The following is a 19,134-nucleotide window of genomic DNA, read 5'->3' on the forward strand; positions in this document are numbered from 1 at the left end:
TGAGCCGGATGCAGAGGCTTGCCACTGGCCACCATAGTAGAGGTTGCGTTGTTTGGGCAGAGATTCTTCAGGTGCTTTGTTCACGGGAGACAGGTCCTTCTCGTTGCAGGGGAATGGGCAATGGCCATCTCAAATGATGGTGCAGACGTCGTCGAATTCGAAGCGGGCCGCTCGTGGGCGAACGCTTGCCGGATCGCCGTAGCCGATGTTCATGATGAAGTTGGAAACCACCTTGCCACCGGGAAAGAACTCGTGGTCCAGAACATCGTGCAGGATGCCCGACATGGGCCCGCAATCCAGCCCCAGGGCACGTGCCGCCATGAGCATGTAGGCCCCTTGCAATGTTGCATTGCGGAAAGCGGCCCGTTGCGCCAGTTCTGGATCTGCGATGTAGTTGGCCCGCCGGTCCTTGGCCACGTGCGGCGCGAGCAAATCAAGATGCTCATAGAACGCGGTGTCGTAGCCCATGACGGCGGTCACAGGGGCCTGCATGGTCTTCTCGGCATTGGCCGGTTTCAAGCCGGGCAACAACTTCTTCTTGCCCTCAGGCGACTTCACAAACACAACCCTCATGGGGTTGCAGTTCCCGCTGGTCGGCGCCATTTTCAGCGTGTCATAAAGCTGCCTGATCAACGCATCGGGGACGGGAGTGGGCAACCAGCCGTTATAGGTTCTGGCGGTTAGAAACAACTGGTCGAGCGCGGCCGCGTCGACAGCATTTTTGACAGTATTCATGAGTTCATTTCTGTAGTGACGAGCTGGCGATCAGGTCACATGAACGAGTACCTGATCAGCGATCCCTTGCTTGTCTCCGGGATCGCGGCTTTGGTGCGTTTTCTTTGAAACACATCCCGCCAACAAGTTTGCATAGAACGCGATCTCGCGTCGATTGAATTTGTTTTCCGGGGACTTGAGCAAATGGTTAAGTTTGCAAAGAACCTTGGCCGGATCGCCAACGCGGTGAAGGATCAGAGCGCGTCCAAAAAGCTTACGCCCTTCATGCAGAAAGACGGCCTGAGACAGAGGTTCAGCCCGGGCCTGTAGATCCAGGTCGGAGGCAAGTCACAGGAATACAAGGTTAGCCATGAGGTGCCTCGTGACGCTAGTGGTTCTCGATATAAAACTCAATGGAATGAGCCGTTCCGGTTTCAATGATTTTTCCGCTCTCACGCTCAACGATGAGAGGTGCGTTGCCGACTATTGCGTATTTGATGTCGCCAGTCTGATTCCACAGTAAAGGCCCAGAAACGAAGATGCCGCACAAGTCCCAAGACTTGCGCGGCATTTTTTGGATACGGCAAGCGGACTAGATGTAGCCCATCAGCAGCAGGATCACCAGAATCAGTACCACCAGGCCCACGCCACCGCTGGGCCCGTAGCCCCAAGCGCGGCTATGGCCCCAACTGGGCAAGACGCCGATGAGGACCAGGATCAAGATGATCAAAAGAATGAGTGAAATGGACATGGCAGGTCTCCTGTAGCGTCGTTGTGTATGAGCGTGATGGTCGCTGCCTTGCAACGTGCCGTCAGCCGGTGTCCATCGCGCCACACGGTCAGGGTTTTCCTACGGAGCGACGCCCCTGCGCTTCTGTAAGCGACTTGGTATGTGCCAAACCAAGATCTATATTGACTTAACCCACTGGGCCCGACATGTAAGGCCGCGCCACATGACGATACAAATAGCCTCTGAATTTCGAGGCAGGAGTTGTAAGAAGTGGGCTGATAGCGCGACCAACCCATGTGACCGAATCAGCACATGTTTCGGCACATCGACCTGCAAACACGGCCCAGTGCGGTTTGCAGCCTCTCTCCCTTTATTAACCGGAGCCTCTTCCATGAAATTCGCCCGCGCCGCCGCTCTACTGTCTTTCTCCGTCTTGAGCACCTTCGCCTTCGCAGGGGACATCAAACCCTACAGCCAACAAACCTTTGACACCCTGACACAAGCCGGAAAGCCTGTGGTGGTAGACGTGAGCGCCACCTGGTGCCCGACCTGCAAGGCGCAAAAGCCGATTCTCGACGGCCTGATGCAGCAACCCGCCTATAAAGACGTGACGCTGCTGACCGTCGATTACGACGACGATAAGCCTGTGCTGAAGAAGTTCAACGTGCGCCAACAAAGCACGCTGGTGGCCTTTAAAGGTGCACAGGAGGTGGCCCGCTCCACGGGCGACACCTCGGCTGCGGGACTGGACGCATTGGTCAAGAAGACGCTGAACTGATGGGTTTCAGCCTCGGCTCTTATGGTCTGGGTTTTCTGGCCGGACTGTTGACCACGCTTTCACCCTGTGTGCTGCCCATTGTTCCGATATTGCTGGGTTCGGCCGCCAACACGCATCCACGTGCGCCGCTAGCCTTGGCCGCAGGCTTGGCACTGTCGTACGCGGTGATCGGCAGTACGCTGGCCTGGGTTGGTGGAGCGTTTGATCTGGACACTTCGGTGCTGCGTTACGTGGGAGCCACGCTACTGGCGGCGCTGGGACTGGTGCTGCTGTCGAGCAGCTTGCAGCAGCGCTTTGCGTCTGCCACCGCTGGCATTGGCAATGCCGGTCATGCGTTGCTGGCACGGGTACGCATTGACGGCTTGTGGGGCCAGTTCACTGTAGGACTGGTATTAGGGGTGGTGTGGAGTCCGTGCGTGGGCCCCACCCTGGGCGCAGCCGTTTTGCTGGCAAGCCAGGGTTCGCATCTGCCGCAGGTCGCGTTGTTGATGGGCATTTTCGGCATCGGCGCAGCGTTGCCTGTGGTGGTGCTGGCCTACGCGTCACGCAGCGCTATGGGCCGCGTGCGTGGCCGCTTGATGCAGGCGGGCCAAACCGGCAAGGTGATCATGGGGGCCATCATGCTCGCCGTCGCGGCGATGATTCTGACCGGCTTGGACAAGCCTGTGGAGTCTTGGCTGGTAGACCACTCCCCACTATGGCTTACGCAGTTGACGACGCGATACTAACGGGCAGTCAACGGCTGCGGCTCACCCAAACAAGCGGCCCCAGGCTCGTGCCGGCGTGGTGTCCAAACCAAGCAGCTTCAGCCCCGCCCAAACCCCCAGCGCGGTCGAGTCCAAAATCAGAGTGTCGAACTCTTCTTCCAGCGCCGGCACCACTGGCGCGGCGGGCAGGTTGGTGCACAACACCAAAATCGCATCCGGTTTGCTCGGCGCCACTTTGCGCACCAAGGCTTCAATCTCCGCAGCGCTGATCGACGCAAACGAGATGTTGCCCTTCTGCGCCGCGTGGCTCTCGCCCACCACGTCATACCCAGCTTCAACCAATGCGGCGATGAGCTTCTCTTGGTAGACGTCGTCGTACGGTGTCACCACCGCCACACGCTTGATCTTTTGCTCGCGCAGCACCTGCTCCATGGCGATGATGGAGGTACTGGAGGGAATGCCGGTTTCGGCCAATACCTTGGCGGAAAAGTCGTGATCGTACGCCACCCCAATCTTCGCGCCCTTGCTGCCGTTCCACACCATCACATCGGGCTTGGCATGGGCCAGCAAACGCGCGGCACCCAACATGCCGGGTTCGTCGTAGCTGGTGGGGTAAGCATCGGTTTCGCCAAACACCGGTGTGCGTGAAAACAGTGGCGTGACCTGGGGAAAATTTTCCAGAATCGCCAGGGTCACGCGCTCGACCACGGTGTTGCCCGAAGGCGTGACGACGCCCATGAATTTGGGCTCGGCCAGAAAAACTTGGTTCAGCGGTTTGGGCATGCTTTTTCTCTCAAGCGGGTACGACTAGCGTGCGCTCCGGCGACCACACGGCCTGCCAGGTTTCGCCGGGTTGCGGGGTCACGGTGCCCGTGGCTTCCACAGGCACGGTGCAAACAAAATGCGCGTCGCCCGGCAGCTTGAGCCAGACCGACAAATACTGGCCGACAAACACCGATTGTGTGACCGTGCCATTCACATGGTTGCCGTGGGTGTGGGTGGAGTCGGTGGGCACCAGGCGAATGCTTTCAGGGCGAATGGCCACCTGCACCTGGCTGCCCACGGGCAACGCTGTCGGCACGGTAGAGGTCCAGTCCACACCTGCAGCCGTGCGCAAGGTGGCCACGCCGTTGTCTACACCTGCCAAGGTTGCAGGCACAAAGTTCGACGTGCCAATGAAGCCCGCCACAAACGCATTGCCTGGCCGCTCGTACACCGTGCGTGCGGGGCCCACTTGTTCGATACGACCACCGCGCATCACCGCAATCTGATCGGCCAACACCAAGGCTTCTTCTTGGTCATGCGTCACCAGCACGGTGGTCAAACCAAGTTGGTTGCAGAGTTGGCGCAGTTCGATCTGCATGGTCTCGCGCAGCTTCTTGTCGAGCGCGCCAAAGGGCTCGTCCAGCAACAGCAAACGCGGTTGGTAGACGATGGCGCGGGCCAAGGCCACACGCTGCTGTTGCCCGCCTGACAGCGCGGCCGGCATGCGCTCGGCATAGCCGCCCAACTGCACCAGCTTCAGCGCCTCATCGCTGCGTGCCATGGCCTCTTCTTTGGCCACGCCACGCATGCCCAAACCAAAGGCCACGTTGTCGCGCACGTTGAGGTGCGGAAACAGCGCGTAGTTCTGGAACAGCATGCCGAGGTTGCGCTGGTGTGTGGGCAGCCGGGTGATGGATTCGCCATCGATGCGGATGTCGCCAGCCGACGGCGCCACCAGCCCCGCAATCATGCGCAGCGTGGTGGTTTTGCCGCAGCCCGAGGGGCCGAGCAACGCCAGGATCTGCCCTCCCCCGACTTGCAGGCTCACACCATCCACAGCAGGCGGGCCGCTGCCGTAGGTGCGGCTCACCTGGTCGATCTGCAGCGTGGCGCCACGCGTGGGGTTTTCTGAAAGCGTTGCCGTCATGGGGTTCTCCGCATCAATTCAAATCAAGCCAACAACGATCAGACCGAGAAGATCTTGTTGAGCTGCTCAGTCCAGCGCGCGCGGTTGGCGTTGATGTGCGTCCAGTCGGGCACAAACAGGCCGCGCTTGTCCATCTCTTCCACCGGGTAGGCCAGGTACTTGCTGGTCTCGGCCGAGAACTCGATGCCCGACACCGGTGGCGAGGTGAACGCGAATTCAGACAAGCCTTTTTGCACACCGGGCTCCAACATGCGGTTCATGAAGGCCACGGCCAGGTCTTGGTTCGGGCCGTTCTTCACCAGCACTTGGCAGTTCACCCCGGCAAAGCTGCCTTCTTTGGGGAAGGCCATGGTGACGGGCACGCCCTTGGCTGTGGCGGGGTAGATGTATTTCGACAAGTCCATGAAACCGATATCGGCCTGGCCCTGCGCGATCTCGTTGGCGGCTTGCGGGCCGTTGTCAAAGATGTTCTGGATGTTGGGCTTGATGGCCGCCACTTTGTCGAACGCGTTGTCGATTTCGTATTGCGCTTGGGCGAAAGGTTTGCCGGTTTTCACGGCGGCGGCCACGATCAAGAAGAATACCGACGGCGTGTTTTTTGGCGTGACCAGTTTGATCTTGCCAGCGTACTTCGGGTCCCACAGTTCGGCGTAGCTGGTGGGCGCTTTCACGCTGGTGTTGTGGAAGATGCTGGCGATGGAAATGCCCAGCGCGCTGCCGTAGCCGTCGTACGCAAAACGCGGGTAGAGCTTGGCCAACGCCGGCATGTTGGCCTTGGGCAACTGGGCGATCAGGTCTTCGGTGCGGCACATGGGAATGGCCACATCGTCGATGAACATCACCGAGAACTTGGGGTTGGCCTTGGTGGCGCGCATCTTCTGCACGTTGGCCAGGGTGAAGCCCTCTTCGGCCACCACCTTGCAACCGAAGTCAGATTCAAACTTGGGGATGATGTTGCGGCGCACGAACTCGCCCTGCGCCCCACCCCAGATGCCCACCTGGATTTGCTTGCCTTGGGCCCAGGCATTGCGCATCAAGCCTAACGGCGCGGCCACGGTGGCGGCGGTGCCGAGCGCGAGTTTGCCGAAGCTACGGCGGGAGGTGGTGGGGAGTTGAGACATGGCGAGTCCTTTGGATGAAAGATGGAAAGACTGACGGGACGGGTTTAAAACTTAAGTTGCTAGACGGGCGATGCTGATGCCGAACACTTTTTCGATTAGCAGCACGAGCAGCAGCGCAAAGAAAATCATCAACGACGAGATGGCGGCAATCGACGGGTCGAACGACAACTGGATCTGGCTGTCGAGGTACAGCGGGATCGGGAAGTGGTCGCCATCGGCCAGCCACATCGAGATGGGGTAGTCGTCAAACGACACGATGAAGGCGAACACCGCACCGGCCAAAACACCTGGGCGCACCTGCGGCCAAATCACCTTGCGCGCCACCGTCATGGGCGTGGCGCCCAGCACCGAAGCCGCGTCTTCCAGGCTGCGGTTCACCAGCATCAGGCTGGCCGTCACGGCGCGGATCACATAGGGCAAACAAATGATCATGTGGCCGACGATCAACTGCAAAAACGTGGCGTGCGAGCCAAGCATCGAAAACACTTGCAGCAGCGCCACACCCGTCACCAGCAGCGGCACCACCACCGGCGACAACACCAGGCCCAGAATGAAACCACGCCCTGGCACGCGATAGCGCACCAGCCCGGCAGCCGCCGGCACGCCAATCAACACCGACAAAAACGTGACGATGGCTGCAAGCTGCAACGAGAACGAAAAGCTCGCCTGTGCATCGGGGTTGTGCAGCACCTTGCCAAACCATTGCAGCGTGAAGCCGCGCGGCGGGAACACGATGTTGGGCGTGTCGGATATCGCCATCATCATGGGCACCACCAAGGGCGCCACCACCACCAGCAAGATGGCGCCAATCAGCACCTTGAACCAAACACTTGTGGACTCGTTCATGCAGCACCTGCCGTCCAGCGGGCAAAGCGCCGGTTCAAAAGTTGAAGGAAAACCAGGTTGATGGCCAGCACCATCACGATCAGCAGGCCAGATAGTGCCGCCCCAAACGGCCAGTCGCTGAGCGACACCACCTGCTGCTCGATCAGCGTGCCCAGCAACGGCGAGAAGTTGCCCCCCAGGATTTGCGGCATCACATAGGCCGCAGCGCTGAGCGAGAACACCAGCGACACCCCGACCGACAACCCTGGCAAGCTCAGTGGCAACACCACCTTGAAGAACGTGGCCACCCGCGAGGCACCGGCGATGCGCGCCGCCTCTTCCAGCGAGCGGTCGATGCGGCCAATGGCCGTCGCCAAAGGCATGACCATGAACGGCAGGTAGACGTGCACGCAGGCGATCAACACCGCCCATTCGGTGTAGAGCAGTTGCGGTGGGTTGTCCGAGATGCCCAGTGCCTTGACGACGTAGTTGAGCGCGCCGTTACGGCTCAAAATGGCCGACCAGCCGTAGGCCCGCACCACCACGTTGACCAGCAGCGGTGCCACGATGGTGATGGTGACCAAGCGCGCCATGGTGGGGCCACCGCGCGCAATCGCCAGGGCCAAGGGGTAGGCAAACAACACCGAGAAGAAACACGCCGCCGCCGCGATACGCAGCGTGCGCAGCAGGATGCGCACGTACAAATCGCCGGTGAACAAGCGGATGTAGTTGTTCAAGGTCCAGCCCGGCACGGCCACGCCATCGACGTTGTGCGACGTGACGCTGAGCAGAAGCATCTGCAGCACGGGCCAGATGAACCACACCAACAGAAACACCACCGCCGGTGCCAGCAACAGCAGCCCCGGCAAGGATTGTTTTTTGTCCGATGAAAGAAAGGCCATGGAAGTACCGTGTTGCGACTGAGGGGACTGAATCGACGCTGCGCGAACCACCGCCACAAGCGCCTAACCCCTAAGCACACGCATCTTCCGTGCCAGACTTAATCTTGATTACATGCAATGATTTTTAAGATTGCATGCGATTTTTAAACCAATTGTGGTGCATTTTTCAAGGCCTAACGCCACGTCGCGGTGCATGGCGCATCCATGCCGGTGCGCGGCGGCTAGGCGGCCTCTGCCAATGGCTTTGGCCGAGACATTCCCCGTTCGCCTGGCATGGCTTAGAAATTGCAAACACCTACGACATAACAAATGCTTAGATATAGTATGCAATCCAAGAGCCTCTCGATGTCTATGGCAACACCACTCTCTTCTCCCGCGCTGCGCCGTCGTGCAGCTGCCCCCAAAGCCACGCTCGCAGCGGCGCCCGCCGCCTCCACGCCCCTCAGCACCGACCAGATCTACCAACGCATCCTGACCGCCGTGCTGGAGCACCGGCTGGTGCCCGGCACCCAATTGGTTGAAGACAAGCTCGCCGCGATTTTTGAAGTCAGCCGTACCAAGGTGCGCGAGGCCACCGGCCGGTTGGTGCATGACCGCATCGCCATCAACATTCCCAACCGGGGCGCCTTTGTGGCCAGCCCCACACCGCAAGAAGCACGCGATGTGTTCACTGCGCGCCGCTTGATTGAGCCCAGCCTGGTGCGCACCGCGACCGAAGTGGCAACGCCGAAGCAGATCACCGCTTTGCGCGCCCACGTGGCGCGTGAGAACAAGGCGCGTGCGTCGGGCGACACCTCAGCGCTGATTGTGTTGACCGGGGAATTTCATTTGATGCTGGCCGAAATTGCGGGCAATGGCTTCTTGGCACGCACGCTGCGCGAGCTGGAGTCGCTGACCTGCCTGTGCATCATCTTGTACGACGCACCCGGCAGCCCGAGTTGCACGCCCGATGAACACGAACAATTGCTCGCGGCCATCGAAGCGCGCGACGCGGACCGCGCCGCCTCGCTGATGCTGCACCACCTAGAGCACATCGAAGCCGGGCTGAACCTGGCGCCGCGTGTGGATGCGGAGCATTCACTCGAAGACGCGTTTCGTTAGATCACGTCATGCCCAGGCGCCGCGCCCAGCGGCGTCACTTGGCCGATGCGGCCTTGAACAACCAGGGTTTGAAGATGCGGGTGAGTTGGGGCGCAACCACCCAGGTCATCAGCGGCACGACCAGCAAGGTCAAAAAGACGATGCGCGGCAACAACGGCCACGGCGCAAGCGCTTCGCCAAACAGCAGAAACATCAAATACACCGTGGGGCAAATGCCCAACCACGTGACGATGGCAACCTTCCACTTGGGGGGCGGCGCCACAGGCGCGCTGTTAGCGCTGCCTGCAGGTGACCGGAACCATAACGCCAGACCGGAAACCGGACGCATGATGGACACGCCTTCACCTTCGATGTGCTGTGCCGACGCGGCCAAACCTGCCGCACGCTCGGCAGAGTTTTGCCAGGCTTCCAGATGCTCCTGGGTATCGAACGCCAGCACCACGTGGTACAAAATGTCGTGCACGCCTGGGTCGTCGCCCGGGTGTACCAGTTGCGCCCCCAGGTAACCGGGAAAGGCTGCGGCCGCCGCCATGATCTGCTCGGTGATGCGCTCAAAGTCAGCTTCGTGCCCTGCTTTCACACGGCGGCTGATCAACACCGTCACCGCCTGCTCTGCCAAGTTGCTCATAGCCCTGCGTTCCCTCTAAACGGCTGCCAAACACAACATCGTGATGGCGGCCATTATCACCAGGGCATGGCGTTTGATCAGCCTCTTACTCTTAACATCACCTTGGCATGCTGTCTTGCGTACTTAAGCCGTGACGATGGCTGGCCGTGCGTTACGCCCGGCCCGCGCTGGGGCTTCAGGCGATGGAGATGGTGATGGCGCGGCAGCCGACTGGGCGGGCAACACCACATTGCGCGCAGGCACTGCAAATTCAACACCGAGATCGGCCAGCGCATCCATCAGCGCCAGGTTGATGGTCTGCTGGGTGTTCATATAAATGCCGTAGTCGGCGGTTTGCATGATGTAGACCACCACGAAGTTCAACCCGCTGTCGCCAAAGCTGGCGAAGTGGGCGCGATCAAATTTCACTTGCGGCTGCGCTTCGACAATGCGCCGCACCGCTTCGGGAATCTGCGCCGCCTGTGCGCTGCTGGTGCTGTAGCTGACCCCCAGCGTGAACTCGATGCGCCGCGTGCTCATGCGTTTGTAGTTCTTCAACGAGTCTTTCAGCAAACCGGTATTCGACACCACGATCTGCTCGCCACTGGCGCTGCGCAGGCGCGTGGTCTTCAAGCCCACGTGCTCCACCGTGCCGGCCACATTGCCAGTGGCCACCGCGTCGCCCACCTCAAAAGGCTTGTCCAGCGCGATGGAAACCGAAGCGAACAGGTCGCCCAAAATATTCTGCGCGGCCAAGGCCACGGCGATACCGCCAATGCCCAAGCTGGCCACAAAAGCGGTGATGTTGAACCCCAGGTTGGACATGACGGCCAGCGCCACCACAGCCCACATGGCCGTTTGCAGGGCCCAGCCAATCAGCGTGGCCGAGACCGTGGCCGGCGGCGGCGTCCCAATCGACGGTAACCTGTGCAAGCCCGCTTGTTTGAGCATGTAGAACTGCACCCACAACTGAATCATGCGCGCGCCCCACAGCGCGAGCTGCAAGGCCACGGTCACAAACCAAAGCTGCGACACGCGGCCTTCCCAGCGGTCGGGCAAAACCAGCAGGTGCAGGCCGATCAACACCGCGCCGGCCACCAATAGCCAATGCCGCGTGGCGTCCAGCGTTTGCGCCAACACCGGGCGAATCGCCGAGCCGGCATGCATTGCGGCGGCATGCGAGGCTTCGTCCTCTTCTGTCGAGGCTATGGGGGCAGACCGAGGCGCAAGCCGGTCACGCGCCAAGCGCAGTGCCAGCGTCATGACACCATAGGCCACCAGGGCACTGACCAAGGCCACACACCATTGCTGCAGGCTGTTGTTCAGAAAGGTGGTGTCGCGTAATAGGTTGAGTAGATTTTCAAAAAGCATGCTTTTTTATAACGCGTGACCCACGCGCGAGCTATCGGCTCAAAAGGCGCGTGCTTGTCAGACAAAGACTACAAGGGTTGAAGAACATCGAAACATGGAGAACCGCTCGACCTTGTATTCAAGATCTCAGCCGATCTGCCGATAACGTTCATAACGTTCGCAAACGGTTGCGGTACCGCAGCCATGCCTTGGATAAAACTAAAACGGGAGACGCTTCACCGCATGACCAGCCTCAACAACGTGACCATTGCGAGCTCTGGCTTGTTGACCAACCCGTCCGGCAGTCGCAATACGGCCACAGCGCTGCAGAGCGACTCATCAGCGCTGGCTGAAAACGCCGCGCCCTCGACCTCGACTCAAGTAACGTTGGGCAATATGCCCGCCACGGCTCTCAACGCGGTCTATACCAAGCCTGCAGCGGTAGAGACCACCCGAGCCTGGGCCACTGATACGAAAGACGACATCAGCACGTTGATGGCACGCAACCGCGACAGAGCGCCAGTAGGCAGTTTGGCTGAGCAGTGGCGCGGCCTGGGTGGTGCGCTGTTATCGCAACTGTCCACCACGGGCACCGGCTACCGCCAGGCCATGGTCGACTACGTTACCGCACAAGGGACCGAGCGCACCCAAGCCATGGACGCCCTGGCCCACAGCGGTGTGGAAAACGGCGCGGCCACCGTCAGTCTGAAAATCAAAACACGCTCCGGGCAAAACGTTGAATTGAAGATTTTGGTGAACACCGGTGCCAGCGGTGGCAACCGGGGCATTCAAGTCGAAGTCACCAGTTCGGGCAAGCTGAGCGACAGCGAACGCAAAGCCTTGGCCGATTTGGCAGAAGGCTTTGACCAGGCCCTGGAAGGCTTGGGCCAATCCGGCAAGCTCAAGATGGACTTGTCCAAGCTGATGGACTACGACCGTAGCGCGCTGGCCAGCGTCGACATGAACGTCAAAAACCCCAAGGCAGACCAAGCCTTGTCGACTTTCTCGCTGCACCTGGGCGATGACCAAAAGACGCTGGCGTTCAAAGGCGCGCTGGGCGACATTGCGATGAACGTCGACAACGCCCTGCCCTTTGGCCCCGGCGCGAGCAGTGCGTCGCAACGCCAAACGGCCATCAACGCGCAACTGCAGAAGTTCGATGCCGCAGCCGGGCGCAGCCATGCCGACGCGAAGCTGGTCGCACTGTTCAAAGACGTTTTCTCGCAAATGCATTCCGCGCCGGCCGACGGCGCCACACCGCAGGCGAGCGCCTTGACGCCAGCGCTGACACTGCAGGTGCAGCCCTTGCTGAGCGGGCTGGCCGACTTTCAAGCCAGCTTCGGCGGGGACTTCGAGAAGACCAACGATCGAGGCTTCATCAACGAAATCGGCCGTGCCGACTACCAGTTGAGCCAGACCACCACCGTCAAGCACAACAGCCACACGGGTGATGCGTCGATCACGCAAACCCAGAGCGAGAAGCTCGACGCCCACTACCTCAAGGCACGCTCGAACGGCATGCTGGACACCGGCAGCGGCAACTACGACATCCACAAAATCAGCGACCAGAGCACCAGCACGACCTTGATCGAAACCGCTGAGAAGAAGTTGGTCAGAGCCGTCAGAGACACCGAACAGCACCAGTTGGAAACGCGGCAAAAGCTGGTGAAGTTCCGCGTGGTTGAAGAAAGCAGCACACCGCTGGAGAAGCGGCTTCAGGAAGTGTTGTGGTAGCCGTTGCACAGTAAACGCCAACCATTGAGCAGATGGTCTTGATCCGTTCCATCACGACGCAATTCAATTTCGCACTCGTTGTAACCACATGTTAATTACCTAGTAACATGTCAGAAAATTAATAGCGAAAACGCATCGCGTTCATCGCACCGGGTGGTCAACCCAAGGTTGACCAAGACACCCGATATCAAAAAGGGAAATTTTGACTTTTTTCTTACGGTCCGTCATGGCCGGTGTGCTGTTCCTGCACGCCTTTTTTACGCCCATCCATTCACAAGCCCAAGAAACCCAAGTCACATTGGCCGGCCTCGCATTTTCAGGCGATGCCGCAAGCCTGGACCAAAGGTTCCCTTACTCTCGTGCATACGAGAAGCACTTGGCGCAAACCGGCAACCTCGCGTTCGCGCGCATCCAGGCCAACATCAACGCAGTGCCGCCGCGCCACTTCAAGCTGGCGGCAGGCATGCTAGAAGAGCTGAAGGGGCGAGACCAAGCCATCGTCACCTCGCTGGTGGTGAATTCGGAAACCGTATCGGTTGAGAACTTCGGCAACCTGCGCAAACTGTTTGTGCTGGTTCGGGCACAGGCGCTGTTTTTCGACTTCAAGACCATGACCGTGATCCGGTCGTACCCGTTGAGCTTTGCGTATATCGACGTCTTCGACCGGGATCCCACTTCGGCAGAAATCTTGACGCGGGTGCAGTCGGTTTACGAAGGTGCGGCCAGCAAGCCCGGCATCTTCGCGCGCTACGCCAACGTGCTCGCCAATGCGACCATTCCCACGCAAGTGCCGCGCCTGCTGAAGGTCACCAAGGTCACGCTGGACCCCAGCGTCATGGGCAGTTTGCCAACCTACTTGAAGAGCGAACCTGGCATGGCCGAAACATGGGCAGCCGACATGGTGAGCGAGGCCATTTCCACACGCGCAGGCGTGCCGTTGATTCCGTTCACACAAGGCTATGCTGTGGGCGGCGTGTTCCCGATGCGCGTGGCAGACGGCACCGTCTTCAGCTTGAAACTACCCGAGCCCGACTACGCCATCTCGGTCGATCTCACGGGCATCAAGAAGGTCAAGTTCGGCTCGGTAGCAGCCGGCGATAGCTTTGTCTATGGCACCTACGCCACCGTGAAGATTGAACAACCCTTGATGGGCACGGCCTATCTCAACACGGCTTTGAAAAACGGCGAGACCAAGGTCGTGCCAGCAACGCAAACCTATGTTGACGACTTCCCCGCTTTCTACGACTCGTGGAACGGGTTGTTCACGCGGCTGGCCACGGCGGTGTCCACCAAAGAGATGGGCTGGGTCAAAGCCGCTGCTGCGGCTCCAGACATCGAAGCACAGATTCTGAAAACCAACCTCCTTATTTCCCAATGCAAATAGCGCGTTTCATCATCGCGGTCGTTTTGGCGTGTGTCGCCGTCTCGTCCATGGCACAAGTTCAACAAGCACGCGGCAAGGCCTCGGTGACCTACCAAGGCAAAGCCGCCTCGGCTGACGACAAGGCCAAAGCCACGCAGGCCGCGCAGCTCAAGGCCGTTGAGTACTACTACGCTGAAGCTGGCGAGTCCGAGAGCGAAAACTTTGACGCCGTGCGCGAGAAGATTCTGGCGAACCCAGACCGCTACATTCTGGAATCCACCGTCCTCGGCGAAGAAGACACACCAGACAAGCGCCAATACACCGTAGCCGTGCGCGTCTCGCTGAACGTCGCGAATCTACGCAATTTGGTGAAGTCGAACTCAGCAGTGGCCAAAGCCGGTGCTGCAGAAAAGTCTCAGTTGGTGTTCGTCTTCGTTTCGCGCGAAGTGGCCTCGGTAAAGTCGTTTGACGATCGGGTCTATAAGCGCGTCGACCAATCCGTCACCGTGAACGCGCAAGGCTCAAGCTCCAACAAGGGCTCCGAAGGAGAGTCGGTCCGTGGTAACCAAGTCAGCACCAACGAATCCACCTCGGCAAAGGCCGATTTCTCAGCCAACCGCACGCGCACCATTGAAACCGGTGGCAGTACTGTCCAACGCGCCAGCGAAGCCGCCTATCGCCTGTACCCCAGCGCCAATTTGAACGTGGTGTTTACCGGTATGTTCGCGCGCGCCGGCTTTGAAGTCATCGAAGCCGGAATGGCTGAGCCAGCCACCGGCGGACGTTTCTCGGTCGCAAAGGTGGAAGAAGACTATCAAACCGGCAACGATCTGAAGTCTGCCACGCTGCAATCGATTGCCGCCGGCATGCGCACTGCTGGCGTGCCCTACGTCGCACTCGGCACGCTGGACATCAGCGCCCCAGGCAAGGACCCTGCCACCGGCTTGGTGCGAGTGGGTGTGACCGTGAATGCCAAGGTCTACAACGTTGCCAAAGCCATTCCCTCGACCCAAGCTGCGGTCGGCCCGGTGCAATACGCAGGCGTGGGACCAGACGAAGACTCGGCCCGTGGCAACGCATTGAAGCTAGCCGCCAACACGGCCGCGCGCGAACTCACCAGCCAATTGACCGCCAAGGGCATCCAGTAAAGCTGGCTTGCCTTTCGCCTACATATCTCATTCTCTAAGCCTCTTTTGAAAGACAAAACAATGCACAAGCTCCAGACCGTCATCGCATCCACCCTCTTCGCCCTGGGCGTCAGCACGGCAGCACAAGCGCAGTTCGGCATGCCCGCCATTCCCGGCGTAAAGAGCCTGAGCGGATCGGGCAACGCAGCGCCAGCGGGCGACCTCACCGGTCAACAAGATGCATTGGTGCGCGGCTATGTGGCCGCAAACAAAGACGTGCTCAACGCCAACAGCTTGATGGCCGACGCTCTGGGCTTGAAGACCGCTGCGGCCACATCTGCCGCCACCTCAGCTTCGCTGACCGAAGGTGCGACCAAAGACGCACTCGAAGAGTCGAACAAAGCGGTTGCCGCATCGACCAGCGCCGTGGCCGCAGAGATGGCGAAGAAGCCCGTGTTGGATGCCAACGCCAAAGCCCTGTATGGTAAAGGCCTGGTGCTTTTGGCTACCGGTGTTGCCAAATTCACGGGTGTTGGCAAGAACGTTTCGGCCATGGGCTCCAGCCTCAAGACAGCATCGCCACTGCAACTGCCGAAGTTGCAGTCAGCCGTCTACGTCGTCTCGAACTTTCCTGACTCGATGGGCAATGTGACCGGTGCCTTGAAGAACGCAGTCTCGTTCGCACAAAGCCAAGACATTCCTGTGCCCGCCGACGCCAACGCCGCCCTCAGCGCCCTTTGATATCGACTAACACCCACATGCGTCAACTCCTCTGTTTGACGGCTGTTGCGGCAGCCGTTCTCTTGGCTGCCTGCAATAAGGCCGAACCTGAAAAAGCGGCGGCTGCGCCAGCAAACGTCTCGGCGCCCGTGCTCGATGTGGGTAAGGTCGCAAACGTGCTGGTTACCGCACAAGGCTTTGGCACCTCTCCAGGTGAAGCCGTTGCAGAGGCCATGAAGCTGGCCATTTTGCAAGTCAATGGCGCAGCCGTTGAAACCACCAGCGTGAACGTCAAGTACGGTCTTGACGTCAGCCTCAACCGCGACTCGGCCTCGTTGCGCGCTAACGAATTCGCTGAAGCCGTGACACAGCGCTCGGGCGGCGTGATCCAGAACTTCAAGCTGGTGGAATTGAAGGAGCCCGGCGTCCTGGGCGGCAAACAGTTCAAAGCCACCATCGAAGCCCAGATCGCCAAGTTCCAGGCGTCTGCAGAGATGCAGAAAATCAAGCTGGTGATTGGGAAAATTCGCTTCGATAGTGCCACCTTGCCCATGGGGGACCGCTCGGTGTCTTCGGCAGAAGTCGGCGCCACCTTACGGCAGCGCATCAGCGACGCCTTGGTGCAGACCGGCCGCTTCGCCGTGCTGGACCGCGAGTTGAGCGCCGACATCCAGGGCGAGCTCGATATGATTTCGTCCGGCCAAGCGCCCAGTGCTGAACTCGCCAAGCTGTCTCAAGCGGCCAGCGCAGACATCGTGTGGAGCGGCCGCGTCAGCACGTTGGCGTACAACAAACACGCGCACCAGTTGAAGACAAGTGACCGCGAGTTGGTCAGCTACTCTGGCGGATGGGCGCTCACTGAAAAACTGGTGAACGTGGCTACACGCCAAGTGATGACATCGGACTCGTTGCGCGGTAGCGCGCCTTCTACCGAAGCCACCACGCTGGGGCGCGGCGTGGACGGCGGCAAAGTGCTTGAAGACATGAGCACCGACATGGTCAACCAGGTCGTCAACTCGGTTCTGCGCCGCACGTTCCCGGTCACTGTAGTGTCCAGAGACGGTACCAGCGTGGTGTTAAGCCAAGGTGGTCAAGCACTCAAAGAAGGCGCACGTTACGCGATGGTCTCCATGGGTGCCGAAATGAAAGACCCGCAAACGGGTCAAAGCTTGGGCCGTGTTGAATCACCTTGCTGCGAATTGGTCATCGAACACGTCACGGCAAATTTGTCCTACGGCAGGCTAGAAAACGTGCGCTCAAACCTGGAGCAACTTCCGGTGGGTGGCCTGCAATTGCGAGATGAGCTCAAAGGGGCTGCAACGGCCAAGACCGCAGTAGCCACGGGTTCTACCGAAGCGGCTGCAGCAGTTGTCACCGCGGCACCACGCCAGCCTCAGCCGCGCCCTGCGGCGGCGCCCGTCACCGCACCTGCGACGGCACCTGCCGCTACGCAGAAAACCGACGACAAGTGGTAGAGCGATGAGAAAGTCTCTACCCACTGTTCAATGCCCGAGCAGAGCGTAGAGACAAACGCTGCGGCGCAGCGCAGCCATCATTTTCTGGCGATGCCGTTTAACCGGCTAAGACCTTGTCCACGATGTAATGCAGTTCCACCATGCCAGTCCCGATCTGGCGCACTGAATCCAGCTTCAGCACCGGGCTGAGCACGCGCCGCGGGAACAGCGGTTTGCCTTGGCCCAAGATGGCGGAGCCGACTTGGAAGATGAATTCATCCAGCAGGCCCGCATCGTAGAACTGGCCCGCGAGGTCACCGCCGCCCACGATCCAGATGTTCTTTTCGCCCGCCGCCGCGCGCATGTTGGCGTGGATGGGCCGTACATCACCTTGAACGAAACGAATGTCGGCGCCTGCAATGCTGGGCAGTGTACGGCTCGTGAAAATCCACACCGGCTGGGTATAGGGCCACGGAGAGCCCACTTCGGCGGCCACCGTGTCGGCATGGCGCAGCATCCACTCGTAGGTGGAGGAGCCCATGGCCAACGCGCCCACCTCGGCAATGAACGCGGGGTAGCTCGAGTTGTTCAGATCGCCCAGCGGAAACAACCACTCGATCGAGTCGTCTTCGGTGGCAATGAAACCATCCAGGCTGGTGGCGGTGAAGTACTGCGTTTTCATGCTGGAATTTTAGAGAACTTGGCGCAACACCATGTGCAAACCGAGCAGCCCCAGTCCGATGAAAAAGCACAGGCGAAAACGCGCCGGTGACAATCGACTGCGCAGCACTTGCCCCAGCGCCATGCCGCCTACCGCTGGCAACAACATCAGCAGCGAGGTTGCGGCATCGGCAGTGGTGAAGCCCGCGTGGGAAGACAAGCCTGCGGCCAGCGCCAGGGTCGAGACGCTGAACGATAAACCCATGGCCTGCATCAGCTCATCGCGCGGCAAACCCAGGGCTTGCAGGTACGGCACGGCCGGCACCACAAACACGCCAGTGGCGGCAGTCACCAGACCGGTGAGCGCACCCACGCAAGGCCCCAGCCATTGTTCAACGCGGGGCGACACTCTCACCTGCGCGCCTGCCAAGCCCCAGGCGGCGTAAGCCATAAGGGCCACGCCCAACGCGACCGAAGCCCAGGCGCCCGATGGCTCGCCCCACCACCATGCTCCCGCCAAGGTGCCCAACACCACGCCGATTTGCATGGGGGCCAGGCGCCACAACAAGGGCCGCAGCGTGGCCCAGCGACCCAGTTGCCACAGGTTGGTGATGAGTGATGGCGCAATCAACAGCGCAGCCGCTTGGGTGGGTGGCATGGCCAAGGCCAGCAGCCCCATGGCCACGGTGGGCAAACCCAGGCCCACCACGCCTTTGACCAAGCCCGCCAGGACGAAGACGGCGGCAGCGAGCCATAAGAGTTGAGACGGAAATTGAGGGAGAAGCATGGATGGCGTGCTGGGTGATGCAAGCCGCCATCGTAAGGACTGCCTTGCCGCATGAAAATGCGGCATTGGCGAACCCAGGCTCAGGCCATGCCTGAGCCAGTTTGAAACTCAACCCGCACGCAAACCTGCGGCCACCACCCCAGCAATACAGATGGCCTCATCTTCATCACCCGTGCCACCACTGGCGCCCACCGCGCCCAGCGTGCGGCCTTCGGCATCCTGGATCAACACCGCGCCGGTTTGCGGCAAGAACTTGCCCTCGGCCGTGGCAGCCAGCGACAGGAAGAAGTTGGGGTTGTCTTTGGCGCGCTGGCCCAACACGCGGCTGGAAGCGCCCATGCCCACTGCTCCCCAGGCCTTGCCACGCGCCACGTCAAAGCGGAACATGCTGGCGCCGTCTTCACGTGCAAAGGCTTTGAGGTGGCCGGCTTCGTCGAGCACGGCCACCGCCATGGGCTTGTAGCCCGAGGTTTTGGACTGCGCCAGCGCGGCGCTGATGATGGTTTGGGCTTGCGCCAGGGTCAGAGTGGTCATGTAAGTGA

General features: G+C 60.2%; 20 protein-coding genes. 8 read left to right on the forward strand and 12 right to left on the reverse strand.

What is annotated here, in order from left to right:
• Nucleotides 1-129: 129 nt before the first annotated feature.
• Nucleotides 130-735 carry a malonic semialdehyde reductase gene (locus tag ACPWMG_RS15660; protein ID WP_483300404.1) on the reverse strand — a complete coding sequence of 202 codons (606 nt, stop codon included), beginning with the start codon at nt 733-735 and terminating at the stop codon, nt 130-132.
• Between the two features lie 571 nt (nt 736-1,306).
• Nucleotides 1,307-1,465: a DUF3309 family protein gene (locus ACPWMG_RS15665; RefSeq protein WP_422829645.1), complete on the reverse strand. Its 159-nt coding sequence runs from the start codon at nt 1,463-1,465 to the stop codon at nt 1,307-1,309.
• Nucleotides 1,466-1,835: 370 nt separating this feature from the next.
• On the opposite strand from ACPWMG_RS15665, the gene ACPWMG_RS15670 reads away from it, so the two are divergent.
• Both ACPWMG_RS15670 and ACPWMG_RS15675 read left to right on the forward strand, forming a co-directional pair.
• Entirely contained in the window at nt 1,836-2,222 is a 387-nt protein-coding gene (locus ACPWMG_RS15670) for a thioredoxin family protein (protein WP_483300405.1), read from the forward strand.
• On the forward strand, nt 2,222-2,950 hold the full coding sequence (locus tag ACPWMG_RS15675) for a cytochrome c biogenesis CcdA family protein (protein ID WP_483300406.1): 729 nt from the start codon (nt 2,222-2,224) through the stop codon (nt 2,948-2,950). The genes ACPWMG_RS15670 and ACPWMG_RS15675 overlap by 1 nt, the downstream gene beginning before the upstream one ends.
• Before the next feature lie 21 nt (nt 2,951-2,971).
• On the opposite strand, the gene ACPWMG_RS15680 is transcribed toward ACPWMG_RS15675, so the two are convergent.
• Genes ACPWMG_RS15680 through ACPWMG_RS15700 form a run of 5 tightly spaced genes read right to left on the reverse strand, consistent with a single transcriptional unit; the run spans nt 2,972 to nt 7,689 of the window.
• On the reverse strand, nt 2,972-3,712 hold the full coding sequence (locus ACPWMG_RS15680) for a maleate cis-trans isomerase family protein (RefSeq protein WP_483300407.1): 741 nt from the start codon (nt 3,710-3,712) through the stop codon (nt 2,972-2,974).
• A gap of 10 nt (nt 3,713-3,722) precedes the next feature.
• Nucleotides 3,723-4,841 carry an ABC transporter ATP-binding protein gene (locus tag ACPWMG_RS15685; protein ID WP_483300408.1) on the reverse strand — a complete coding sequence of 373 codons (1,119 nt, stop codon included), beginning with the start codon at nt 4,839-4,841 and terminating at the stop codon, nt 3,723-3,725.
• 38 nt (nt 4,842-4,879) lie between these two features.
• Complete coding sequence (locus ACPWMG_RS15690; protein ID WP_483300409.1) at nt 4,880-5,962, reverse strand: ABC transporter substrate-binding protein; 1,083 nt, start codon at nt 5,960-5,962, stop codon at nt 4,880-4,882.
• A gap of 51 nt (nt 5,963-6,013) precedes the next feature.
• Nucleotides 6,014-6,808 carry an ABC transporter permease gene (locus ACPWMG_RS15695; protein ID WP_483300410.1) on the reverse strand — a complete coding sequence of 265 codons (795 nt, stop codon included), beginning with the start codon at nt 6,806-6,808 and terminating at the stop codon, nt 6,014-6,016.
• Nucleotides 6,805-7,689, reverse strand: a complete 885-nt coding sequence (locus ACPWMG_RS15700) for an ABC transporter permease (protein ID WP_483300411.1) — start codon at nt 7,687-7,689, stop codon at nt 6,805-6,807. The genes ACPWMG_RS15695 and ACPWMG_RS15700 overlap by 4 nt, the downstream gene beginning before the upstream one ends.
• 351 nt (nt 7,690-8,040) lie before the next feature.
• On the opposite strand from ACPWMG_RS15700, the gene ACPWMG_RS15705 reads away from it, so the two are divergent.
• The gene (locus ACPWMG_RS15705; protein WP_483300412.1) at nt 8,041-8,790 is read left to right on the forward strand and encodes a GntR family transcriptional regulator; all 750 of its coding nucleotides are present in this window, start codon (nt 8,041-8,043) and stop codon (nt 8,788-8,790) included.
• 34 nt (nt 8,791-8,824) lie between these two features.
• Here ACPWMG_RS15705 and ACPWMG_RS15710 read toward each other — a convergent pair whose 3' ends face one another.
• Together ACPWMG_RS15710 and ACPWMG_RS15715 are read right to left on the reverse strand one after the other, a co-directional pair.
• Entirely contained in the window at nt 8,825-9,418 is a 594-nt protein-coding gene (locus ACPWMG_RS15710) for an antibiotic biosynthesis monooxygenase (RefSeq protein ID WP_483300413.1), read from the reverse strand.
• Nucleotides 9,419-9,541: 123 nt separating this feature from the next.
• On the reverse strand, nt 9,542-10,768 hold the full coding sequence (locus ACPWMG_RS15715; RefSeq protein WP_483300414.1) for a mechanosensitive ion channel family protein: 1,227 nt from the start codon (nt 10,766-10,768) through the stop codon (nt 9,542-9,544).
• Nucleotides 10,769-10,990: 222 nt separating this feature from the next.
• On the opposite strand from ACPWMG_RS15715, the gene ACPWMG_RS15720 reads away from it, so the two are divergent.
• From ACPWMG_RS15720 to ACPWMG_RS15740, 5 genes are all read left to right on the forward strand, one after another.
• Entirely contained in the window at nt 10,991-12,481 is a 1,491-nt protein-coding gene (locus tag ACPWMG_RS15720; protein WP_483300415.1) for a hypothetical protein, read from the forward strand.
• Nucleotides 12,482-12,683: 202 nt separating this feature from the next.
• On the forward strand, nt 12,684-13,865 hold the full coding sequence (locus ACPWMG_RS15725; RefSeq protein ID WP_483300416.1) for a hypothetical protein: 1,182 nt from the start codon (nt 12,684-12,686) through the stop codon (nt 13,863-13,865).
• Between the two features lie 47 nt (nt 13,866-13,912).
• A complete protein-coding gene (locus ACPWMG_RS15730; protein ID WP_483300417.1) occupies nt 13,913-14,992 on the forward strand; it encodes a hypothetical protein in 1,080 nt (359 codons plus the stop codon).
• A 60-nt stretch (nt 14,993-15,052) separates the two neighbouring features.
• Entirely contained in the window at nt 15,053-15,712 is a 660-nt protein-coding gene (locus ACPWMG_RS15735; protein ID WP_483300418.1) for a hypothetical protein, read from the forward strand.
• A gap of 17 nt (nt 15,713-15,729) precedes the next feature.
• Entirely contained in the window at nt 15,730-17,166 is a 1,437-nt protein-coding gene (locus tag ACPWMG_RS15740; protein WP_483300419.1) for a CsgG/HfaB family protein, read from the forward strand.
• Between the two features lie 97 nt (nt 17,167-17,263).
• Here ACPWMG_RS15740 and ACPWMG_RS15745 read toward each other — a convergent pair whose 3' ends face one another.
• The 3 genes from ACPWMG_RS15745 to ACPWMG_RS15755 all read right to left on the reverse strand — a co-directional run bounded on the left by ACPWMG_RS15745 (nt 17,264) and on the right by ACPWMG_RS15755 (nt 19,126).
• Nucleotides 17,264-17,827, reverse strand: a complete 564-nt coding sequence (locus tag ACPWMG_RS15745) for a dihydrofolate reductase family protein (protein ID WP_483300420.1) — start codon at nt 17,825-17,827, stop codon at nt 17,264-17,266.
• A 9-nt stretch (nt 17,828-17,836) separates the two neighbouring features.
• The gene (locus tag ACPWMG_RS15750; RefSeq protein ID WP_483300421.1) at nt 17,837-18,592 is read right to left on the reverse strand and encodes a sulfite exporter TauE/SafE family protein; all 756 of its coding nucleotides are present in this window, start codon (nt 18,590-18,592) and stop codon (nt 17,837-17,839) included.
• Nucleotides 18,593-18,700: 108 nt separating this feature from the next.
• Nucleotides 18,701-19,126, reverse strand: coding sequence for a GlcG/HbpS family heme-binding protein (locus ACPWMG_RS15755; protein ID WP_483300422.1), 426 nt, complete (start codon nt 19,124-19,126; stop codon nt 18,701-18,703).
• Nucleotides 19,127-19,134: the final 8 nt, after the last annotated feature.

It is taken from the genome of Hydrophilobacter chitinilyticus, from assembly GCF_049860745.1.
Lineage (GTDB): Bacteria > Pseudomonadota > Gammaproteobacteria > Burkholderiales > Burkholderiaceae_C > Rhodoferax_B.